Source organism: Niallia laureatilytica (assembly GCF_046613985.1).
Taxonomy (GTDB): domain Bacteria; phylum Bacillota; class Bacilli; order Bacillales; family Cytobacillaceae; genus Niallia.
On record NZ_JBKKHP010000003.1, the window covers coordinates 130,862 to 148,192 of the forward strand.

Below are 17,331 nucleotides of genomic sequence, written 5' to 3' on the forward strand. Positions count from 1 at the left end.
TAAAGGCGCACTAAAGGGAGTCACTTATTCTTTAATGTGCCTTTTATTCATTTTTACCTCATGTATATTGCAAGGTCTGGATGACTGCCTGTAGTGATAACTTCACGAAGAATTTTCGCTAAGGCCATGCTGTAAACAAGACCGTTATCTCCATAAGCCATTAAAAAGTAGCAGTTAGGAAATTCCTCGTATTCCCCTATTAGCGGAAGCCCATCATGTGTCCCTCCATAAAAGGCACCTAAATAGTAATCTGCTTGAAGAGCTAGATCAGGGAATAATTTATTGCATTCCTTTATAAGCTTGTCTTTTCGGCCGATAATTTTTGCATCCCGCTCTTCGGCAATAGCAGTGTTTTCATCCAAACCGCCAATAATAATGCGGTTATCTGAAGTTGTACGCATATAAATGTAAGGACGGGCAGTCTCCCATATCAATGTGCGCTTATGCCAGCTGGAGAAATCTTCAACCGGATTAGTAATGACAGCATAGGAGCTTGACAGTACACTGTTTTTTTCTTGTTTAAATTCTAGGTTTTCGTAGCCTGCAGCAAAAATTACATGTTTAGCTGTAATCGAGTGACCTTTATCTGTATACAGAACGGCTTGGTCCTTTTCTAGCTTCTTGCCATTTATTCTTGTGTTTTCGTAAATAGAGACTTTCTTTTTGGCAGCGCCGTCTAAGAGGGCGTGATTGAACTTGAAAGGGTTCAGCTCGCCGTCATTATATGTATAAAGGGCTTTGTACTTGCTGAATCCATATTTCTCTTTTATCTCCTCTTCTGAAAGCAAATCAGCCTGAAAACCGTGCTTTGTAAGATAAGCATACTCTTTATCAAGCTTTACAACATCCTCTGGGTAGCTCGCATAATAAAGGCTGTCTCGCCGCTTGAAATCAGAGGCAATATCAAGTATGGCTGCTGCCTTTTCAATATCATTGATTGCTTCTTCACATAGCTTTAAATGTCTGATTGCCAGCTCCTCACCAAAGCTGTTTACAAGCTCAAACAGCATTTTATCGCCAAGGTATTGAATCAGAGCCGTGTTTGTTGAAGTGCTGCCTTCTCCAATCCTCCTTTTGTCCACTACAGCAACATTCAAGCCTGTATCCTTTAAGTAGTGGGCACATTGGGCACCAGAGCTACCGCCGCCAACAATCAGCACATCACAGTTAATGTCCTCCTCTAATGAAGGATAGACAGGTGCTTCTGGAAATGTAGTCGGCCAATAATAGTTTCCAGCTTGCAGTTTCATTGCGTTTTTCCCCTCTCTTCATTTAATCTAATCATATAAAGGTTAATTCCTGCATAGCATTTCCTGATTTCAGAGTTTTTACTTAGAATGGAAGTGTTAATGTAAAAAAATAAAGGCAAAGGCTAAAATTATGACACCATTTACAGAGAAGGTAATTGAAATCATTCAAGCTATTCCATATGGAAAGATCATGACATATGGCCAAATAGCAAAAGCAGCAGGGAGCCCGAGAGGTGCAAGACAGGTCGTAAGAATTCTGCACACTTCTAGCAGAAAGCACAATCTTCCTTGGCACCGGGTCGTCAACGCGAAAGGTGAGATAGTGATAAAACAGGAGGAAGGAAGTGCTATGCAAAAGCAGCTTTTGGAAAGTGAGGGTGTAGAGTTTATAAGTGCGAACAAGCTTGAATTGAAACGATATCAGCACATTCCTTTAGAGGAGTGGGAAAGAGATTATTTTGATGAATAAGACAGACAGAAATAACAGTCACAATCACTTTTACTGCATCTAAAAAACCCTTCAAAACCGCCTTTAGGGTTCGAAGGGTTAATGGCTAAGCGAAGTTTTTTGTTTTAGTTCCTGTAAAGATTGCTGAAAAGCGCTGTTAAAGTGGTCGGGATTATCCATCATGACATTATGTCCTGCATTTGGAATGGTGATGAGTTTTTTGTATGGTGCCTCCATGAGAGGATAATATTTCTCCAATAAGTAATTAAAATGAAGATCATATTCACCAACCATGTAAATGACAGGTACATGGTAGTTCGAAGGAAGCTTCCGCAAATCGTATCTCATTGCATATTTCGATAAGGGAGCTTGAAGCTTTTCCATCTTGAGAAAATAGGTTAAATGCCTAAGAGAAAAGTAAGGCGAAACTATTCCAGCCTTTATGAAAATAAAAGAATCCTCTACGTAAGAAATATACTTCTTTGCAACCTTATACATTTTTAGAACTGCAGCTTCGGTTGCTTTAAGACTGTCATGCAAGCCTTTTTGCAAACGGTCCAAAATCTCAGCATCCTTTGATTCCCCTTGTACAAGAGCTTTCTTTCGTATTTCAGCTGCCATAAGTGCAGCACCTTCATTTAAATGAACGATTTGAGAGATGCTGATATAAGCTTTTGTCAGTTCAGGGTAGCGCTGGACAAACATGCTGCCGATAATCGTACCCCATGAGTGTCCCATTATTATGATGCTTTGCTGGTTAAAGCGCTTTGCCAAATAGAGGGTGATTTCATGAATATCCTCAACAAGCCGGTCGGCGGATAATGTAGCAAGGACATCAGCTGCATTCTTTTTGTTCAGAAAATACGTCCTGCCTGTATTTCGCTGATCCCAATTTACAATGGTATAATCCTGCTCCCATTCATATTGATACGTATGCAGCACAGGAGTCATCGAAATGCCTGGTCCACCATGAAGAAAAAGAATAACTGGATTGCCAGTATGCTGTCCTCTTATATATAAGTATTGTTCTATTCCGCCAATATTAATTGTCAGTTCCTGATCAATCCCATTTTGTGATTGAATTCTATGCTTCTTAAGCATATTATTTGCGAGAATTCTCCTGCAGATAAAAAGGATGGTTATAAGAAGGAGGAACATGACCAATGCTTTTATGAAAATAAATTTTATCACTGGCTGTACCTCCGTGTTAGTCTTCATTTTATAGTAATGCTTTCTTCTAGACATTAGCAGATTAACTGGAAACAAACAATAATTTTTCCAACTTTTCACAAAAAAGGATGCTTGAATCTATCTATAGCACTAGCATGGTCAAATATTTGGAAAACTATTAAACAAAACTAGAACCCTGATGCAAATTAGCATCAGGGACTCTGTTTGTTAGATTACCGTAGACATTGTTTCTTTCAAAACTTTTACAGAATGGTCGAATTGTTTTTGTTCCTCTGTGTTTAACGGAATTTCAAGCACCTCACGAATTCCATTCACATTAATTACAGCAGGAACACCGATATAAACATCTTTATGACCGTATTGTCCATCTAAGTAAACAGATACAGGCAGGATAGAATTTTCATTTCCTAATATAGCTTTTGTGATGCGAACAAGAGACATTCCGATTCCATAATAGGTTGCGCCTTTTCTCTCAATAATATGGTATGCCGCATCTCGGACATTGACGAAGATATCATCAAGATCCTTTTGGCTGTACTTGCTGTTTTTAGCGATAAGTGTCTCGATTTCTTCCAATCCTATTGTTGTGCGGCTCCAGACTGGCAGTTCTGTATCACCATGTTCCCCAATGATAGCAGCATGGACGTTTCTAGTATCAACATTAAAGTATTCACCAAGCATATAGCGGAATCTAGCTGTATCTAAAGTTGTTCCAGAACCGATTACCCTCTCTTTAGGCAAACCAGATTCTTGCCATGTTACATATGTCAGAATATCAACAGGGTTTGTGGCAATAAGGAAAATGCCGTTAAAGCCGCTGTCCATTACATTTCGGACAATCGTTTTGAAAATCGCTGTATTTTTTGCTACTAAATCAAGACGTGTTTCACCTGGTTTTTGAGGCAAGCCTGCAGTGATGACAACTAAATCTGCCTCTCCGCAATCTGCATATTGACCGCTCCATACCTTCACTGGAGTAGGTGCAAAAGGAATTCCGTGATTTAAGTCCATTGCCTCTCCTTCGGCTCTTTTTTCATTCACATCAATCAGTACTAGCTCTTCGGCAACACCTTGATTGATGAAAGAATAAGCATAGCTGCATCCGACTGCACCAGTTCCAATTAAAACGACACGATTGATATTTTGCTTTTTCATAAGTAACTCTCTCCTTTAGATGATTAATATTTTAAAATAGTATCCAACTGACTAATCCAACTAACACTAGCAGACAAATGCTGTATTTAATGGTTACTTTAAACAAGTCGCTGTCTCTGCCTGCCAATCCTACTGCCGCTGCTGCTACAGCGATTGATTGTGGAGATATCATTTTGGCCATTGTGCCGCCAATGACATTGACTGCAACCAGTGTTTCAGGTGCAATGCCAATTTGAGTGGCTGTGACAGCTTGCAGTGGTGCAAATAAGGAACCACTGTTAACAACAGACCCTGTAAGGAAAACACCTAACCAACCTAATAATGGTGCAAATAATGGGAAGATATCCCCTGTTGATGCAAAGGCAAGACCGAGTGTAGAAGACATGCCAGAATAGGTGCATATATAGGCAAATCCAAGCACACTGCAAATAGTCAGTACAGGTGCTAACAGCTCTTTTGCTGTTTCTTTCGTTGTTTCCATAAGCAGTTTTTTTCGGCATTTAAACAATATGCTCGCAACAATGATTGTAATGACAATTGCTGTTGTTGTAGATGAAAACAAATCCAGTTTAAAGATCGCTGCATATGGGGTTGCTTCTGGCACAATTGGTGCCAGTTTTATCACATTGTTATTCAGGAATGGAATTGGCAGCTGAAGCACTAATTTTTCCAATGGCCCGCCTGAAATAAATAAGTTCTTGAAAAAAGATAAGTTGAACAAAGTAACAATAATAGTTAAAAAGATAAATGGCAGCCAAGCATAGGCAATAGTAGATAATGAGTACTTCACCGTACTATCAGCTTTTTCCTTCTGATTAACACGGTAAATCTCCTTAGGCTGCCATTTTTGCAGAAAGAGAGCTAGTGTCACAAGGCTGACGATGGCTGCAAATATATTGGCTAACTCTGCTCCGATAAAGTACAGCACCAAAGCTTGAGTAATGGCGAAGGACAAACCAGATACGAGCACTGCCGGGTATGTTTGTCTAATACCTTTCCAGCCGTCGATGATAAACACGAGCAAAAATGCAACGAATAGGGCGAGAATCGGAATAATGATGGCGGTATACCTGCCGACTGAAAGTCCATCCAGTCCTGTGAGGAGTGATGGAACGGTTACAGGTATTCCCATTGCTCCATATGCACCGCCTGCAATGTTGGCAATCAAGCAAAGACTTGCCGCATAAATTGGACTGAAGCCCAGCCCTACTAATATGGCAGCGGTTATCGCGACAGGTGCGCCAAAACCAGCTGCTCCTTCTAGGAAGGCTCCAAATGAGAAGGCTACAATCAAAACCTGCAAGCGTTGATCTGATGTAATAAAGGATATGCTATTTTCGATAATGGCAAACTTACCAGTTTTGACAGTAATCTTGTAAAGGAAGATGGCGGCAAAGACGATGGAAGCAACTGGCCAAATTCCTGCAAGTGCACCGTATAATGCTGACATAAGTGCTAAAACAAAAGGCATTTTATATATGAGAACAGCCACAATTCCTGCAGCGATAATACTCAATGCTCCTGCGATATATCCCTTTAACTTAAATAAAGTCAACATGAGGATGAAAAATAGTATCGGTATTGCAGCGATGATAGCTGAGATCCATAAGTTATTCATTGGATCATAGACTTGGTTCCAAGGTGTCATGTTTTTTCAGCTCCTCTTAAATAAAAGATTTAATTTACAATGTCATTATAAAACATACTTTGTGAAATATATCACATAATTTTTGTCTATTTTGTGAAAGTGAAGTGTAAAACGCTTACTATGCTGTTTGATGTTCACCTGTTTGTAACATTTTCATGAGATTTCGAAATGAAAACAATGTCTATAGTTTTATCCAAATGCTGTTTTTTTATATGCTTTTTTATGAAAGGAGAAAAGAAGGGAGTTCTGATTTTTTCGAATATTTTATTGACAGTATTTAGCTGTTTATGTAAAGTATAGGTAAATTAATAGGAAAATCCACTAGGGGAGCCAATCGAGGCTGAGACAAGAAGTTCTTGGACCCTTTGAACCTGATCTAGTTCGTACTAGCGTAGGAAAGTGGAGTTGGTATCTATTCGGTTATTTTTATTTGACTTTTATAGGCCGCTCCATTTTTGGAGTGGCCTTTTTATATTCAAGTTCACTCTTATTTTCCTATTAAACAAAAAGGAGGAGAATAGTGATGAGTTTTTCTAAGCAGTTGCGTCAAGAAGCAGATCCAATTTTCGAGGCTATTTTTGAACATCCCTTTGTCAGAGGTATTGCCAATGGAGATTTGAAAAAGGAACAGCTAATTCATTATGTAAAGCAGGATTTTGAATACTTGAATTCCTTCATGCAGATTTATGGAACAGCTATTTCTAAATGTGAAAATAGGGAGGATATGCAAATGTTCAATGAGCAGATTTCCTTTGTGCTCCATAGTGAAATCCACCCTCATAATAATTTTTGTGAAGTGGCTGGAGTTACGTATGAACAGTTGCAAGGTTTCCCCCTTTCTCCAAGTGCGCACCATTATATTCGCCATATGCTCACGGTTGCCCAAACAGGAGGAATTGCAGATATTCTCGCGGTACTGCTGCCATGTCCGTGGACATATGCAGAGATAGGCAAGAGGCTGCTTGAAGAGGTGAAGCCAGACCGAAGCCATCCCTTCTATGATTGGATCGTCTTCTACGGTGGTGGTTCAATGGGAATTACAAGCACCTTTTGCGAACGTCTTGATGAATTAGCAGAAAGCCTGAATGAACACTATAAGCAAAAGTTGCTAGAGTACTTCTTAATAAGCTGCCATATGGAATATAAGTTTTGGGAGATGGCTTATACGCTTGAGGACTGGCCTGTGAAAATGGAGGTAAAAGCATAGTGAACTGGAAGATTAAAGAGGTAGTGCTGATGGTTGTCCTGTCCGTTGCGTGCGGGGTGTTATATTTAGGCTGGTCTAGTCTTTACTTGCCGATTTCTGCACTAGTTGGCCCAGTTGGTTCTAACTTTATGTTTGGAATATGGGTGATAGCAAGCCCGATTGTCGCATATATCATTCAGAAACCTGGAGCAGCTTTCATCTCAGAGGTTGCAGCTGCCGCCGTTGAGCTTCTTACTGGCAGCCACTTTGGATTATCAGCATTGCTGATTGGTGTCTTTCAAGGGCTTGGTGCAGAGGCCGCTTTTGCACTGTTCCGCTACCGAAAATACCATGTTTCCGTATTGATGCTCTCCGGTGCATTTGCAGCAGTAGGGAGTATGCTGTACAGCATCATCGCCAATGGATTTGGCTATTATACATCAGGTACATTGCTGCTTACATTAATCATTCAAGTTATTAGCGGCATGCTGCTTGGTGGACTGCTTGCTAAAGTTATCGTCGATTCCTTATTTGCAACAGGTGCGCTTGACCAGTTTTCAATAAATAAACAAAAAGCTTCAAAGGAAGATAATGATGAGTTCATTATTAGGATGTAAAAATCTATCTGTTCAGTTTTATGGTCAAAATCAGCCTGTTCTTAAAAATATTACCTTACAGTTCCACCCTGGTGAAACAGTCTTAATTGTTGGGCCAAGTGGTTGCGGGAAGTCAACATTGCTTGCTGTCCTCGCAGGCATCATTCCAGAACACCAAGAAGCAAAAATGAAGGGGGAAGTGACTAGAAAGAACCGTGTCGGGATTCTGTTTCAAGATCCTGATACGCAGTTCTGTATGCAGCATGTGGATGATGAAATAGCCTTTAGTCTCGAGAATAAAAGGGTCCCCAAGGAAGAGATGACAGCTAAGATCAAGGAGCTGCTGAAGATAGTCGGACTTGAGGTTGAGCTTGATACAAGGATTGATGCATTGTCAGGTGGGATGAAGCAGCGCCTTGCCTTAGCTTGTGTTCTAGCAATGGAACCAGAAGTGTTATTTTTAGATGAGCCTACCGCCCAGCTCGACCCTGTTAGCAGAAGAGAAATATTCGCCGTCTTAAAGCAAATCTCAGAACGAAAAAAACAGACGTTGATTATGGTAGAGCATGTGTTGGATGGCTGTATCGAATGGGCAGACCGTATTATTTTGTTAAATAAAGAGGGGAAGGTAATGGGTGATGCCGATCCTAACAGCGCTTTATGTGAATTTGAAAGTGTAATAGAGGAAGCTGGGATCTGGAGCCCAGAATTGTATCCATATGATTGGGATGAGATCATTAATGACAGTCACCATCCATTAAGCAAACAATTAAAGGAAAGATATCGGCAAAGAAAAGCAAACAAAGTCCAAGTAGAGCGGAGCACCCTTTTGGAGGTGCAAAATCTATCTGTTTCCTATGAGAGCAAGGAAATTCTTCATAATCTAAACTTCCGGTTTGGAAAAGGCGAGTGGATCTCGATTATTGGAAAGAACGGAAGCGGAAAAAGCAGCCTGTTGAAGGTGCTGGCTAAATTGAAAAGAAGAAACAAGGGCAATATCCTCTTTAAAGAACTGGAGTTAAAAAATTGGAAGGAGAGTCAGCTTTATCAGCATATTGGCTTTGTCTTCCAAAATCCAGAGTGGCAGTTCATCACTCAAACTGTTTATGAGGAAACTGCCTTTTCAGGAGAACAGCAGAAGTGGCATAAAGAGATGATTGAAACAAAAACTTTGGCGCTTCTGGAGGAGTTTGGTCTTTTACAGCATAAGGACGTTAATCCATTCAACTTAAGCTTTGGTCAAAAAAGAAGGTTGAGTGTTGCAACAATGCTGTTGCTAAATCAGGATATTCTTTTCCTTGACGAACCTACCTTTGGACAAGATAAAAGAACAACAGAGAAGCTGTTAAAAATGCTGAAGAACCGGCAGGAGCAAGGAACAACGATTGTAATGGCAACCCATGATATGAATCTTGTTGACCAATATTCTGACAGAGTCCTGTTTTTTAAGGAGGGTGCTCTTGCATTTGACGGCCATCCTTTCCTGTTATTTTCCAATCCTCAGCAGCTAAACGAAACGGCAATCATCCCGCCTTTGCACTATGCCTACATAGAAGCAGTAAAGGAGGAGTTACCTAATGGAGGGCAATCAGTCTTATCTGTCTCATATTAATCCAAGTGTAAAGCTGATAGCCCATCTTGCTGTTATGTTTTTGCTGATGATGATAAGCGAACCAGGTAAAACATTATTAATATGGACGGCATTTTTATTTCTAGGCATGATAGGTGGGGGCTGGACAATGAAGTATTTACTGAAAGTGATGCCTCCTTACTTTGTTTTTTTTGTACTAACCTTTTGGATGCTTGCAGCGTTTGGAAAAGGAGAAACTGAAATATGGCAATGGGCATGGTTTAGAATAACAGCGGAAAGTGCAAGCAATGGCCTTACCATTGCAACGAGAATGCTAGCATTCGTGACTATAGGGTTGCTTTTCACCTCTACCACATGTATCCATCCATTTATGATGAGTCTTGTACATCAGCTTAAAGTTCCGCCAAAATGGGCATACGGATTTATGGCAGGCTTTCGTTGCATACCATTGTTCCAAAAGGAGCTTGCCCACTTAAAGGAAGCGCACCGAATAAGAGGCTGCAGGCATAATGGCAGCTGGCAAACATTTAAAAGATATGCAGTTCCACTCCTTACAAATGCTGTTCGAAAGTCAGAACGAATGGCCCTTGCAATGGAGGTAAGAGGTTTTACAGGTGACAGAGACAGAAGCTATTACAAAAAGACAATCGTTACAAAAAAGGATTATTACTATGCCAGCTTGCTTGTAGGCAGCGCAGTTTTCATTTTAATTTTTTAAACAGAAGGGTAAGGGCTTTTTGCTCCTTATCCTTTTATTTATTGAAGAAAATCCAGATCAAATTTTAGTGTTCCGATACATGGGTATATTAAGGAATATTCTGCCGTTTATCACTATAAAAATGGAAATAAAATCTAATGAAAAAAGAATTGACACAACATGTATATACAACATATAATTGAAAGCGTAAACAGTTTACTTGTATATACATGTTTATGTAATCGCAATCATATTAGTATAGATAGAAACAACTTTTGTTTACGGAAAAAAGGAGGAAGAACTATGAGCAAGTATACAGAACCAGCGAAACAGCTCCTTGAACATGTCGGTGGAAGCGATAACATTTCTGTTGTTACTCATTGCGCGACAAGAATGAGATTTGTATTAAAAGAACCATCAAAGGCAGATGTTAAAAAGGTAGAGGAAATCGGCTTAGTTAAAGGTACTTTTACTCAAGCAGGACAATTCCAGGTTATTATCGGAAATGAAGTATCGTCTTTTTATAATGACTTTATTAGCATTGCAGGTGTAAGTGATACGTCAAAGGATGATGCAAAGCAAGCAGCGAAGCAAAATATGAATTTCCTGCAACGAATGATTGCACACTTGGCAGATATCTTTACACCGTTAATTCCAGCAATCGTTGTTGGGGGGTTAATTTTAGGATTCCGAAACATCATCGGTGAAATCAAAATGGTTGATGGTGGTACAAAAACATTGGTGGAAGTATCCCAATTTTGGGCAGGAACAAACGATTTTCTTTGGTTAATTGGCGAAGCGATATTTCACTTCCTCCCAGTTGGTATAACATGGGCAGTTACTCGGAAAATGGGTGCGACGCAAATATTGGGAATTGTACTAGGTATTACACTTGTTTCACCACAGCTGCTTAATGCTTACGCTGTGGCAAGTACACAAGAAATTCCATTCTGGGATTTTGGCTTTGCTCATGTTGACAAGATTGGTTATCAAGCACAAGTGCTACCGGCAATATTTGCAGGACTGCTGTTCTCCTTCTTGGAGCTGCGTTTGCGCAAAGTCATACCTAATGCAATCAGCATGATTGTTGTGCCATTTTTAGCATTAGTTCCGACAGTTCTTATTGCACATACTGTGTTGGGCCCTATCGGCTGGCAAATCGGTTCATTTATTTCAGATGTTGTTTACTCAGGTTTAACATCTTCATTAGGCTGGCTGTTTGCTGCAGTATTTGGCTTTGCATATGCGCCGCTTGTTATTACAGGCTTGCATCATATGACCAATGCAATTGACTTGCAGCTTATGAGTGAATTTAACGGCACAAACCTGTGGCCAATGATTGCTTTATCAAACATCGCTCAAGGTTCTGCTGTATTGGCAATGATCTATATTAACCGCAAGGATGAAAGAGAAAAGCAAGTCTCTATTCCAGCAACTATCTCTTGTTATTTAGGAGTTACAGAACCGGCAATGTTCGGTATTAACTTGAAATACGGCTTCCCATTCTTAGCAGCTATGATTGGCTCTATGATTGCAGGTGTGATTTCAGTTGGTTCCCATGTTATGGCGAATTCCATTGGTGTCGGCGGACTTCCAGGCATTCTGTCCATCCAGCCGCAGCATATGGTAGCATTTGCAATCGCAATGGTTGTTGCAATCGTCGTTCCATTCGTATTGACTATCATCTTTGCAAAAGCAAATATGGGCAAAGTATCTTTGAAAAAATTCAGAGCATAAACAATAAAAAGCAGCTGAGCTTCAGCTGCTTTTTGCTGTTTTAGTTTCGCAAACTTTCAAGTACAACTTGAGCTTGATACCCATCATAAAAGTCTGGCAGATCTGCCTCCTTATGATGAAGAGCATTAACCAATTCGTTCATTAGTGAGGAAACTGGTGTGCTTTCATCAAGCTTTTCAAAGTCGCATCCCTGCTTTGCTCCATAGAGCTCAGACCAATCCTCCAGCGCGAGTGTTCCTTCTGTGCCATATGCAGTAAATTTCACCACTTCTTTTCCTGCTGTTTGGCTCATTCCGTTAATAAAGACAGGTGTTCCGTCTTCCAGCTCGAGGACAGCGAGAATGCTGTTTTCTGAAAGATTTTCGTCTTCCGGAAAGGAAACGTTGCGATGGACCAATTGAACGGGTCCGAAAATCTTTTGGATTTGTTGAATCCAATGGACGCCAACCTCCAGCACAAATCCGCCTTGTTCTCTGCTTCCAACCCAATTATTTTGCTGCCATGCTCGCGGCCATTGGGGGAAATGCATTTTTAGCTCTAGGCGGCGCAATTTGCCGATATAGCCTTCTTTAATATAAGAAGCAAATGTTGCATTGCCAGAGCTGTAATTAAGGGGAAAGTTCATTGCATGGATAATGCCCGCATCAGCCGCTTGTTTATATAAGCTCTCCGCTTCCTCTACAGAATTAGCTAAAGGTTTTTCGCAAAGTATATGCTTTTGCTCAAGCACACAATCTGTAACGATTTGATGGTGGAATTTAGGCGGAACTGCGACATAAACTAAGTCTATATCTGCGTTTTTAAGCATTTCTTTATAATCAGTAAAGCCTTTTGCCTTTCCAATTGCAGCAACAGTGCTGTTTAGCAGCTCCTCTATTGGATCACAAACAGCGGTAATTTCCATCTCTGGATGCTCTGTAAAGCTTTTGATAAGCCGCTGCCCAATTGCTCCTAAACCGATAATTCCTACTTTAAACATGTTCATCTCTCCTAATTAGTTGGACTAATAATAGTTTATCAGTTTTTTGATTATTCTGGCATAACTTGAAAAAATATTTCAATAGGGAAAAACTAGAGTGATATAATATTGAAAAAAAAGGCTAGGAAGGAGCAGTGTTGTGACACATCGATATTTTTTATCACTGGCATTGCCGTTAATCTTTGCGACGATAACTGTTCCATTGCTTGGTGCTGTTGATACGGCTGTTGTCGGACAGCTGCCAGATCCAGCATATATTGGCGGAGTCGCTGTGGGCACCGTTATTTTTAACACCATTTATTGGCTGTTTGGTTTCCTTAGGGTCAGCACATCAGGATTTGCCTCCCAAGCGTTAGGTGCAGGGGATGATGTGCAAAGCTCAATGGCCTTTTTTCGGCCTGTCTGCATTGCTCTTATTGTCGGTATAGCAATTATCTTACTTCAAGAGCCGATTTTTAAGCTGTCTGTTGCATTTTTAGGAATTCAAGGAAATGTAAAGGAAGTAAGCTCATTATACTTCCATATTAGAATTTGGGCAGCGCCTTTTGCATTAATGAACTACGCTGTTTTAGGCTGGTTATTAGGAATGGAGCAAATTAAAGCAACGGTGCTCATTCAATTACTGATGAACATTCTTAATATCGTTTTGGCAGTTGTACTTGTCCTGTTTTTTAATTTTGGAGTGGCAGGTGTTGCCATTGCCGCATTATGTGCAGAAGTATTTGCGTTCCTATTAGGTATCATACTTTTAATTCGCAGCGGCAAAATGAAGAACAGCCTGAACAGGAAGGAACTGCTTGGTCATCTTTATGACCGGGAGCCATTGCAAAAAATGATGCTAGTTAACCGTGATTTGTTTATCAGAACGGTTTGTCTGCTGGCAGTCTTTAATATATTTACTGCCAAAGGTGCTGTGTATGGTGAAGAAATTTTAGCTGCTAATGCTATCCTCATTCAAATACATTACATAATGGCTTATTTTTATGATGGGCTTGCCAATGCTGCCAGCATTTTGACGGGAAAAGCAGTAGGGCAAAAGAACAGCCAGCTGTATAAGGCAACCGTCAAGAAATCGTATTTCTGGTCATTTGCCTTTTCGGCTGCAATCAGTCTGACATTTTTGCTGAGCAAGGATGCGGTCATCCCGTTATTTACAGTAGTAGAAGAGGTTGTTGCCATTGCAAAGCAGTATGATGTATGGCTTGTGCTTTTCCCCCTTGCCTCAAGCATAGGATTAGTCTTTTATGGAATTTTTGCAGGTGCCTCAGAAGCTGGGCTGGTTAGAAATAGTATGCTTGGCTCTGTTGCAGTATTTTTACTCATCCTCTTCCCGTCAACGCTCTTCTGGGGTAATCACGGATTATGGCTTTCCTTCATTGTTTTCAGTCTGTTCCGCTCCATCCTTTTAATTCTTTATATGCCAGCTTTAACGAGGAGGCTGAAATTCTTAAACAGGGAAAAGGCTGCCTAGAAGAGAGCTCAAAGAAAAACACCGCTTCTTAGTGTAAGAAGCGGTGTTTTTTATGTTAAATATGGCCTTTGGCAGTGTTTTTAACTCGAACTCGCTCCCATGGCCTTGACAGCCAGCGTTTGCAGGCGAAGATTCCTCTGAACCACTCATCCATACCTTGGGCAAGCCAAACGCCGAGTAATCCTAAGCCGAAGGTTATACCAAGAGTATAGCTTAGCGTAACGGCAATTCCCCACATAGAGACCATGCCGATGATGACAGGGAAACGAACGTCTCCGGCAGACTTTAAGGAGCTCATAAGTACAATATTCATAGCTCTTCCCGGCTCGGTAAATACGACAGCCCATAAGATTGGCAGACCGATAGCTATGATCTGATAATCATCTGTAAACAGCTCTAATATTGGCGAACCAATCATTGCCATAGCAACAGCAGCTGTAAGGGATGCTACCATAGCAATTCTTAATGTTTTTATGCCCCGTTTCAATGCACGGTCATATTGCTTTCCGCCAATATATCTTGCTACAAGAAGCTGTGTTCCTTCTGCAATAGCGACAGTGAACAAGTAACAAAGCATGGAAATATTGGTTATATACACTCTTGCTGCCAAGGAAGCATCACCTAAAGAAGCAACAATTGCTGTAATTACTAACTGGGAAAACTGATAAGACAAGTTTTCACCTGCGGAAGGAATGCCGATATAGAGCATTTCCCTAACATCCTGTTTATTGACCTTAATAATATCCTGTACTTTAAATGTCAAAGCGATTCTGCGGTAAACGATATAGAGCAAAACCACAACGGCAAATGCACGTGCAATTACAATCGTCCATGACACCCCAACTACTCCTGTAATTGGCAAACCGAATAATCCAAATATGCTCATTGCATATCCTATAACACTGATGACATTCATCATAATACTGACAATCATTGATTCTTTCGTAAAACCGTGGCTGCGCAATACTGCGCTTAGTGCAAGTGAAAGAGATTCTAAGAAGAGGGAAGCACCACAGATGCGGATAAAAATAAGCCCGTAATTTAAAACTTCTCCTTGTATATCAAATAATCGTAACAAAGGCTCACCGAAGACTAAAACGAGGATAGCAACAATCACTCCGAACCAGACGTTGAGGCCGACTGCTGATCTGGCGAATTGTCTTGCCTGACTTAATTGATTAGCTCCTAGTCTTTGCCCGATTAAAATCATGGCTGCGATGGAAGTGACGTTGAAAACAAGGATGAATATCCCGAGTAACTGGTTAGCCACTCCGACCCCTGAAGCTGCATTGTCTGAATAATGGCTGAGCATAAGTGTGGCGATAACCCCCATCCCCATATGCAATGCAAGTTCGATAAACAGAGGCCAAGAAATGTTAAAAAGTGACTGTTCCTGCATTTTATTAGATGTAACGTTCAAACTTTATATCCCCTTTACATTTAAAGATTATTGGCAAATATAAGAACCATTTTATGCTTATTTATTAGAAAGTAAAGAGGAAAACATCAATTTTTTCTGGAAAATTTTACACTGTTTTGCATAGAGTAATAGGTTTGTTCTTATTCAAGAAATAATGCGTTTTCATTATGTTTTTTAGCTATTTTTCTTAAATATTCTGATATTTACAAACTGATTTTTGTGTTAGTCAATAAAAATGTAATGATTACTGTCAAGACACGTGTTAATATAATACTTGGTTATCATAAATCGCTTATAGATGGAAAAACTATAGAAAAGTTGTAGGAGGATTGTATGAAAAAAGAAATATCAAATAAAAAGCTGCTGGGAATAGCAGGCCTTGGCTGGCTGTTCGACGCAATGGATGTCGGTATGTTATCGTTCATCATTGCTGCTCTGCAAGTAGACTGGGGTTTGTCCGTTAAAGAGATGGGATGGATAGGAAGCATTAATTCCATCGGAATGGCAGTAGGTGCATTCTTGTTCGGCATTATGGCAGATAGAGTCGGCAGAAAAAATGTCTTTATTATAACGCTATTACTGTTCTCTATCGGCAGCGGAATATCTGCATTTACAACCTCGCTTTGGATGTTCCTTATCCTGCGGTTCTTAATTGGTATGGGATTGGGAGGAGAGCTCCCTGTGGCATCAACACTTGTCTCAGAAAGTGTTCCTAATGAAAAACGGGGGCGAGTTGTTGTTCTGCTAGAAAGCTTTTGGGCATTTGGCTGGCTGATTGCAGCAGTCATCTCCTATTTTATTATTCCGAACTTTGATAATGGCTGGAGAATTGCACTGTTGATCAGTGTTCTGCCTGCAATTTATGCTTTATATTTAAGGTTGAAGCTGCCTGACTCACCGAAATACTTGAAGGTAGAGCAAACAAAAAGGCTGACAGCTTGGGAAAGCATCAAAACAGTCTGGTCAAAAGATAATGCTAAAAACACAGCAATGCTGTGGGTACTGTGGTTTTGTGTTGTCTTTTCCTATTATGGGATGTTCCTTTGGCTGCCAAGTGTGATGGTGCTTAAAGGCTTCAGCTTAATTAAAAGCTTCGAATATGTTCTGATTATGACATTAGCACAGCTTCCAGGATATGCACTTGCAGCATACTTAATTGAAAAGGTAGGCAGAAAGTTTGTACTCGTTGTGTTCCTAATCGGTACGGCAATCAGTGCTTATATGTTCGGAACAGCAGAAAGCACAGCCTTGCTGATGACTTCTGGAATATTGCTTTCCTTCTTTAATCTTGGAGCATGGGGAGCATTATATGCCTACACACCTGAGCAATATAAGACAAATGTCCGCGGAACAGGAGCGGGAATGGCAGCTTCCTTTGGGCGAATTGGGGGAGTACTCGGCCCATTGCTAGTTCCATATCTTGTAGCACAAAATATTTCAATCGCCGGTATATTTACGATTTTCTGTATTGCAGTCCTTGTAGGAGCAGCAGCTGTATTCTTTTTTGGAAGAGAAACGAAGAATACAGACATTGCTTAGAAAGAATAGGGTAAATTCCCTATTCTTTTTTTATTTTTAAAAAACTGCAATTGTGAAATAAATATAGCGTTATTCCTGCGTATAGCAAAAAAAATATCTTAAAAAACAACAATATAGAAAAAAATGAGCTGGAAATCTTCCATATTGGTTAAAAATGAGAACGCTTTAATATATTCAGAAATAAAATAATTATTTACATTTTCAGAATATTGGTGATATTATTGCTTCACAATAACTTGTTTTAGGAGGAGAATATCATGAAAGCAAATGCAATCTTAACTTCATCACTCATTATTATTCTCATACTCAGCACGTAGGATTAAATGAACCCCCCATTACTATTATAGGGAATCGTTTAGTCCAGTTTTTGTTGTATCAAACAAGGGCGCTAAACGTGATGTACGAATGGTGCCTATCCGGAAT

General features: G+C 40.1%; 14 protein-coding genes and 1 riboswitch. Of the genes, 8 read left to right on the forward strand and 6 right to left on the reverse strand.

Annotation, left to right across the window (positions count from 1 at the left end):
• Positions 1-53: 53 nt before the first annotated feature.
• Entirely contained in the window at positions 54-1,250 is a 1,197-nt protein-coding gene (locus tag ACLIJJ_RS10355) for an NAD(P)/FAD-dependent oxidoreductase (protein ID WP_233316043.1), read from the reverse strand.
• Positions 1,251-1,380: 130 nt separating this feature from the next.
• Here ACLIJJ_RS10355 and ACLIJJ_RS10360 point away from each other — a divergent pair, with 130 nt between their 5' ends.
• Positions 1,381-1,719, forward strand: a complete 339-nt coding sequence (locus ACLIJJ_RS10360; protein WP_233316042.1) for an MGMT family protein — start codon at positions 1,381-1,383, stop codon at positions 1,717-1,719.
• A gap of 78 nt (positions 1,720-1,797) precedes the next feature.
• Here the strand turns inward: ACLIJJ_RS10360 and ACLIJJ_RS10365 are convergent, their stop codons facing one another.
• The 3 genes from ACLIJJ_RS10365 to ACLIJJ_RS10375 form a co-directional block, all read right to left on the reverse strand.
• Entirely contained in the window at positions 1,798-2,799 is a 1,002-nt protein-coding gene (locus ACLIJJ_RS10365) for an alpha/beta fold hydrolase (RefSeq protein WP_267913420.1), read from the reverse strand.
• A gap of 297 nt (positions 2,800-3,096) precedes the next feature.
• Complete coding sequence (locus ACLIJJ_RS10370) at positions 3,097-4,044, reverse strand: L-lactate dehydrogenase (protein WP_233316040.1); 948 nt, start codon at positions 4,042-4,044, stop codon at positions 3,097-3,099.
• Positions 4,045-4,075: 31 nt separating this feature from the next.
• Positions 4,076-5,692, reverse strand: a complete 1,617-nt coding sequence (locus tag ACLIJJ_RS10375; protein WP_411410850.1) for a lactate permease LctP family transporter — start codon at positions 5,690-5,692, stop codon at positions 4,076-4,078.
• Positions 5,693-6,005: 313 nt separating this feature from the next.
• A riboswitch (TPP riboswitch) is annotated at positions 6,006-6,107 on the forward strand.
• Positions 6,108-6,215: 108 nt separating this feature from the next.
• On the opposite strand from ACLIJJ_RS10375, the gene tenA reads away from it, so the two are divergent.
• The 5 genes from tenA (at position 6,216) to treP (ending at position 11,499) form a co-directional block, all read left to right on the forward strand.
• Positions 6,216-6,899 (forward strand): thiaminase II, encoded by a 684-nt coding sequence (gene tenA / locus ACLIJJ_RS10380; RefSeq protein WP_233316038.1) that lies wholly within the window; start codon positions 6,216-6,218, stop codon positions 6,897-6,899.
• Complete coding sequence (locus tag ACLIJJ_RS10385) at positions 6,899-7,495, forward strand: ECF transporter S component (protein ID WP_233316037.1); 597 nt, start codon at positions 6,899-6,901, stop codon at positions 7,493-7,495. The genes tenA and ACLIJJ_RS10385 overlap by 1 nt, the downstream gene beginning before the upstream one ends.
• On the forward strand, positions 7,473-9,086 hold the full coding sequence (locus tag ACLIJJ_RS10390) for an ABC transporter ATP-binding protein (RefSeq protein WP_411410911.1): 1,614 nt from the start codon (positions 7,473-7,475) through the stop codon (positions 9,084-9,086). The genes ACLIJJ_RS10385 and ACLIJJ_RS10390 overlap by 23 nt, the downstream gene beginning before the upstream one ends.
• Complete coding sequence (locus tag ACLIJJ_RS10395) at positions 9,052-9,783, forward strand: energy-coupling factor transporter transmembrane component T family protein (RefSeq protein WP_411410851.1); 732 nt, start codon at positions 9,052-9,054, stop codon at positions 9,781-9,783. The genes ACLIJJ_RS10390 and ACLIJJ_RS10395 overlap by 35 nt, the downstream gene beginning before the upstream one ends.
• A gap of 282 nt (positions 9,784-10,065) precedes the next feature.
• On the forward strand, positions 10,066-11,499 hold the full coding sequence (gene treP, locus ACLIJJ_RS10400; protein WP_233316035.1) for a PTS system trehalose-specific EIIBC component: 1,434 nt from the start codon (positions 10,066-10,068) through the stop codon (positions 11,497-11,499).
• Between the two features lie 40 nt (positions 11,500-11,539).
• Here treP and ACLIJJ_RS10405 read toward each other — a convergent pair whose 3' ends face one another.
• Positions 11,540-12,478: a Gfo/Idh/MocA family protein gene (locus ACLIJJ_RS10405; protein ID WP_411410852.1), complete on the reverse strand. Its 939-nt coding sequence runs from the start codon at positions 12,476-12,478 to the stop codon at positions 11,540-11,542.
• Positions 12,479-12,617: 139 nt separating this feature from the next.
• Between ACLIJJ_RS10405 and ACLIJJ_RS10410 the strand changes: the two genes are divergently transcribed.
• Positions 12,618-13,949 carry an MATE family efflux transporter gene (locus tag ACLIJJ_RS10410; protein WP_411410853.1) on the forward strand — a complete coding sequence of 444 codons (1,332 nt, stop codon included), beginning with the start codon at positions 12,618-12,620 and terminating at the stop codon, positions 13,947-13,949.
• A gap of 55 nt (positions 13,950-14,004) precedes the next feature.
• On the opposite strand, the gene ACLIJJ_RS10415 is transcribed toward ACLIJJ_RS10410, so the two are convergent.
• The gene (locus tag ACLIJJ_RS10415) at positions 14,005-15,369 is read right to left on the reverse strand and encodes an MATE family efflux transporter (protein WP_233316032.1); all 1,365 of its coding nucleotides are present in this window, start codon (positions 15,367-15,369) and stop codon (positions 14,005-14,007) included.
• Positions 15,370-15,702: 333 nt separating this feature from the next.
• Between ACLIJJ_RS10415 and ACLIJJ_RS10420 the strand changes: the two genes are divergently transcribed.
• Positions 15,703-16,908 (forward strand): MFS transporter, encoded by a 1,206-nt coding sequence (locus tag ACLIJJ_RS10420; RefSeq protein WP_233316031.1) that lies wholly within the window; start codon positions 15,703-15,705, stop codon positions 16,906-16,908.
• The last annotated feature ends 423 nt before the right edge of the window (positions 16,909-17,331 follow it).

What these genes read in the sequence shown, in the direction of transcription:
- ACLIJJ_RS10420 (WP_233316031.1), top strand. Translation starts at nt 15,703, where the DNA reads ATGAAAAAAGAAATATCAAATAAAAAGCTGCTGGGAATAGCAGGCCTT.
- ACLIJJ_RS10365 (WP_267913420.1), bottom strand. Translation starts at nt 2,799, where the DNA reads ATGCTTAAGAAGCATAGAATTCAATCACAAAATGGGATTGATCAGGAA.
- ACLIJJ_RS10395 (WP_411410851.1), top strand. Translation starts at nt 9,052, where the DNA reads ATGGAGGGCAATCAGTCTTATCTGTCTCATATTAATCCAAGTGTAAAG.
- ACLIJJ_RS10370 (WP_233316040.1), bottom strand. Translation starts at nt 4,044, where the DNA reads ATGAAAAAGCAAAATATCAATCGTGTCGTTTTAATTGGAACTGGTGCA.
- ACLIJJ_RS10390 (WP_411410911.1), top strand. Translation starts at nt 7,473, where the DNA reads ATGAGTTCATTATTAGGATGTAAAAATCTATCTGTTCAGTTTTATGGT.
- ACLIJJ_RS10355 (WP_233316043.1), bottom strand. Translation starts at nt 1,250, where the DNA reads ATGAAACTGCAAGCTGGAAACTATTATTGGCCGACTACATTTCCAGAA.
- treP (WP_233316035.1), top strand. Translation starts at nt 10,066, where the DNA reads ATGAGCAAGTATACAGAACCAGCGAAACAGCTCCTTGAACATGTCGGT.
- ACLIJJ_RS10405 (WP_411410852.1), bottom strand. Translation starts at nt 12,478, where the DNA reads ATGTTTAAAGTAGGAATTATCGGTTTAGGAGCAATTGGGCAGCGGCTT.
- tenA (WP_233316038.1), top strand. Translation starts at nt 6,216, where the DNA reads ATGAGTTTTTCTAAGCAGTTGCGTCAAGAAGCAGATCCAATTTTCGAG.
- ACLIJJ_RS10360 (WP_233316042.1), top strand. Translation starts at nt 1,381, where the DNA reads ATGACACCATTTACAGAGAAGGTAATTGAAATCATTCAAGCTATTCCA.
- ACLIJJ_RS10375 (WP_411410850.1), bottom strand. Translation starts at nt 5,692, where the DNA reads ATGACACCTTGGAACCAAGTCTATGATCCAATGAATAACTTATGGATC.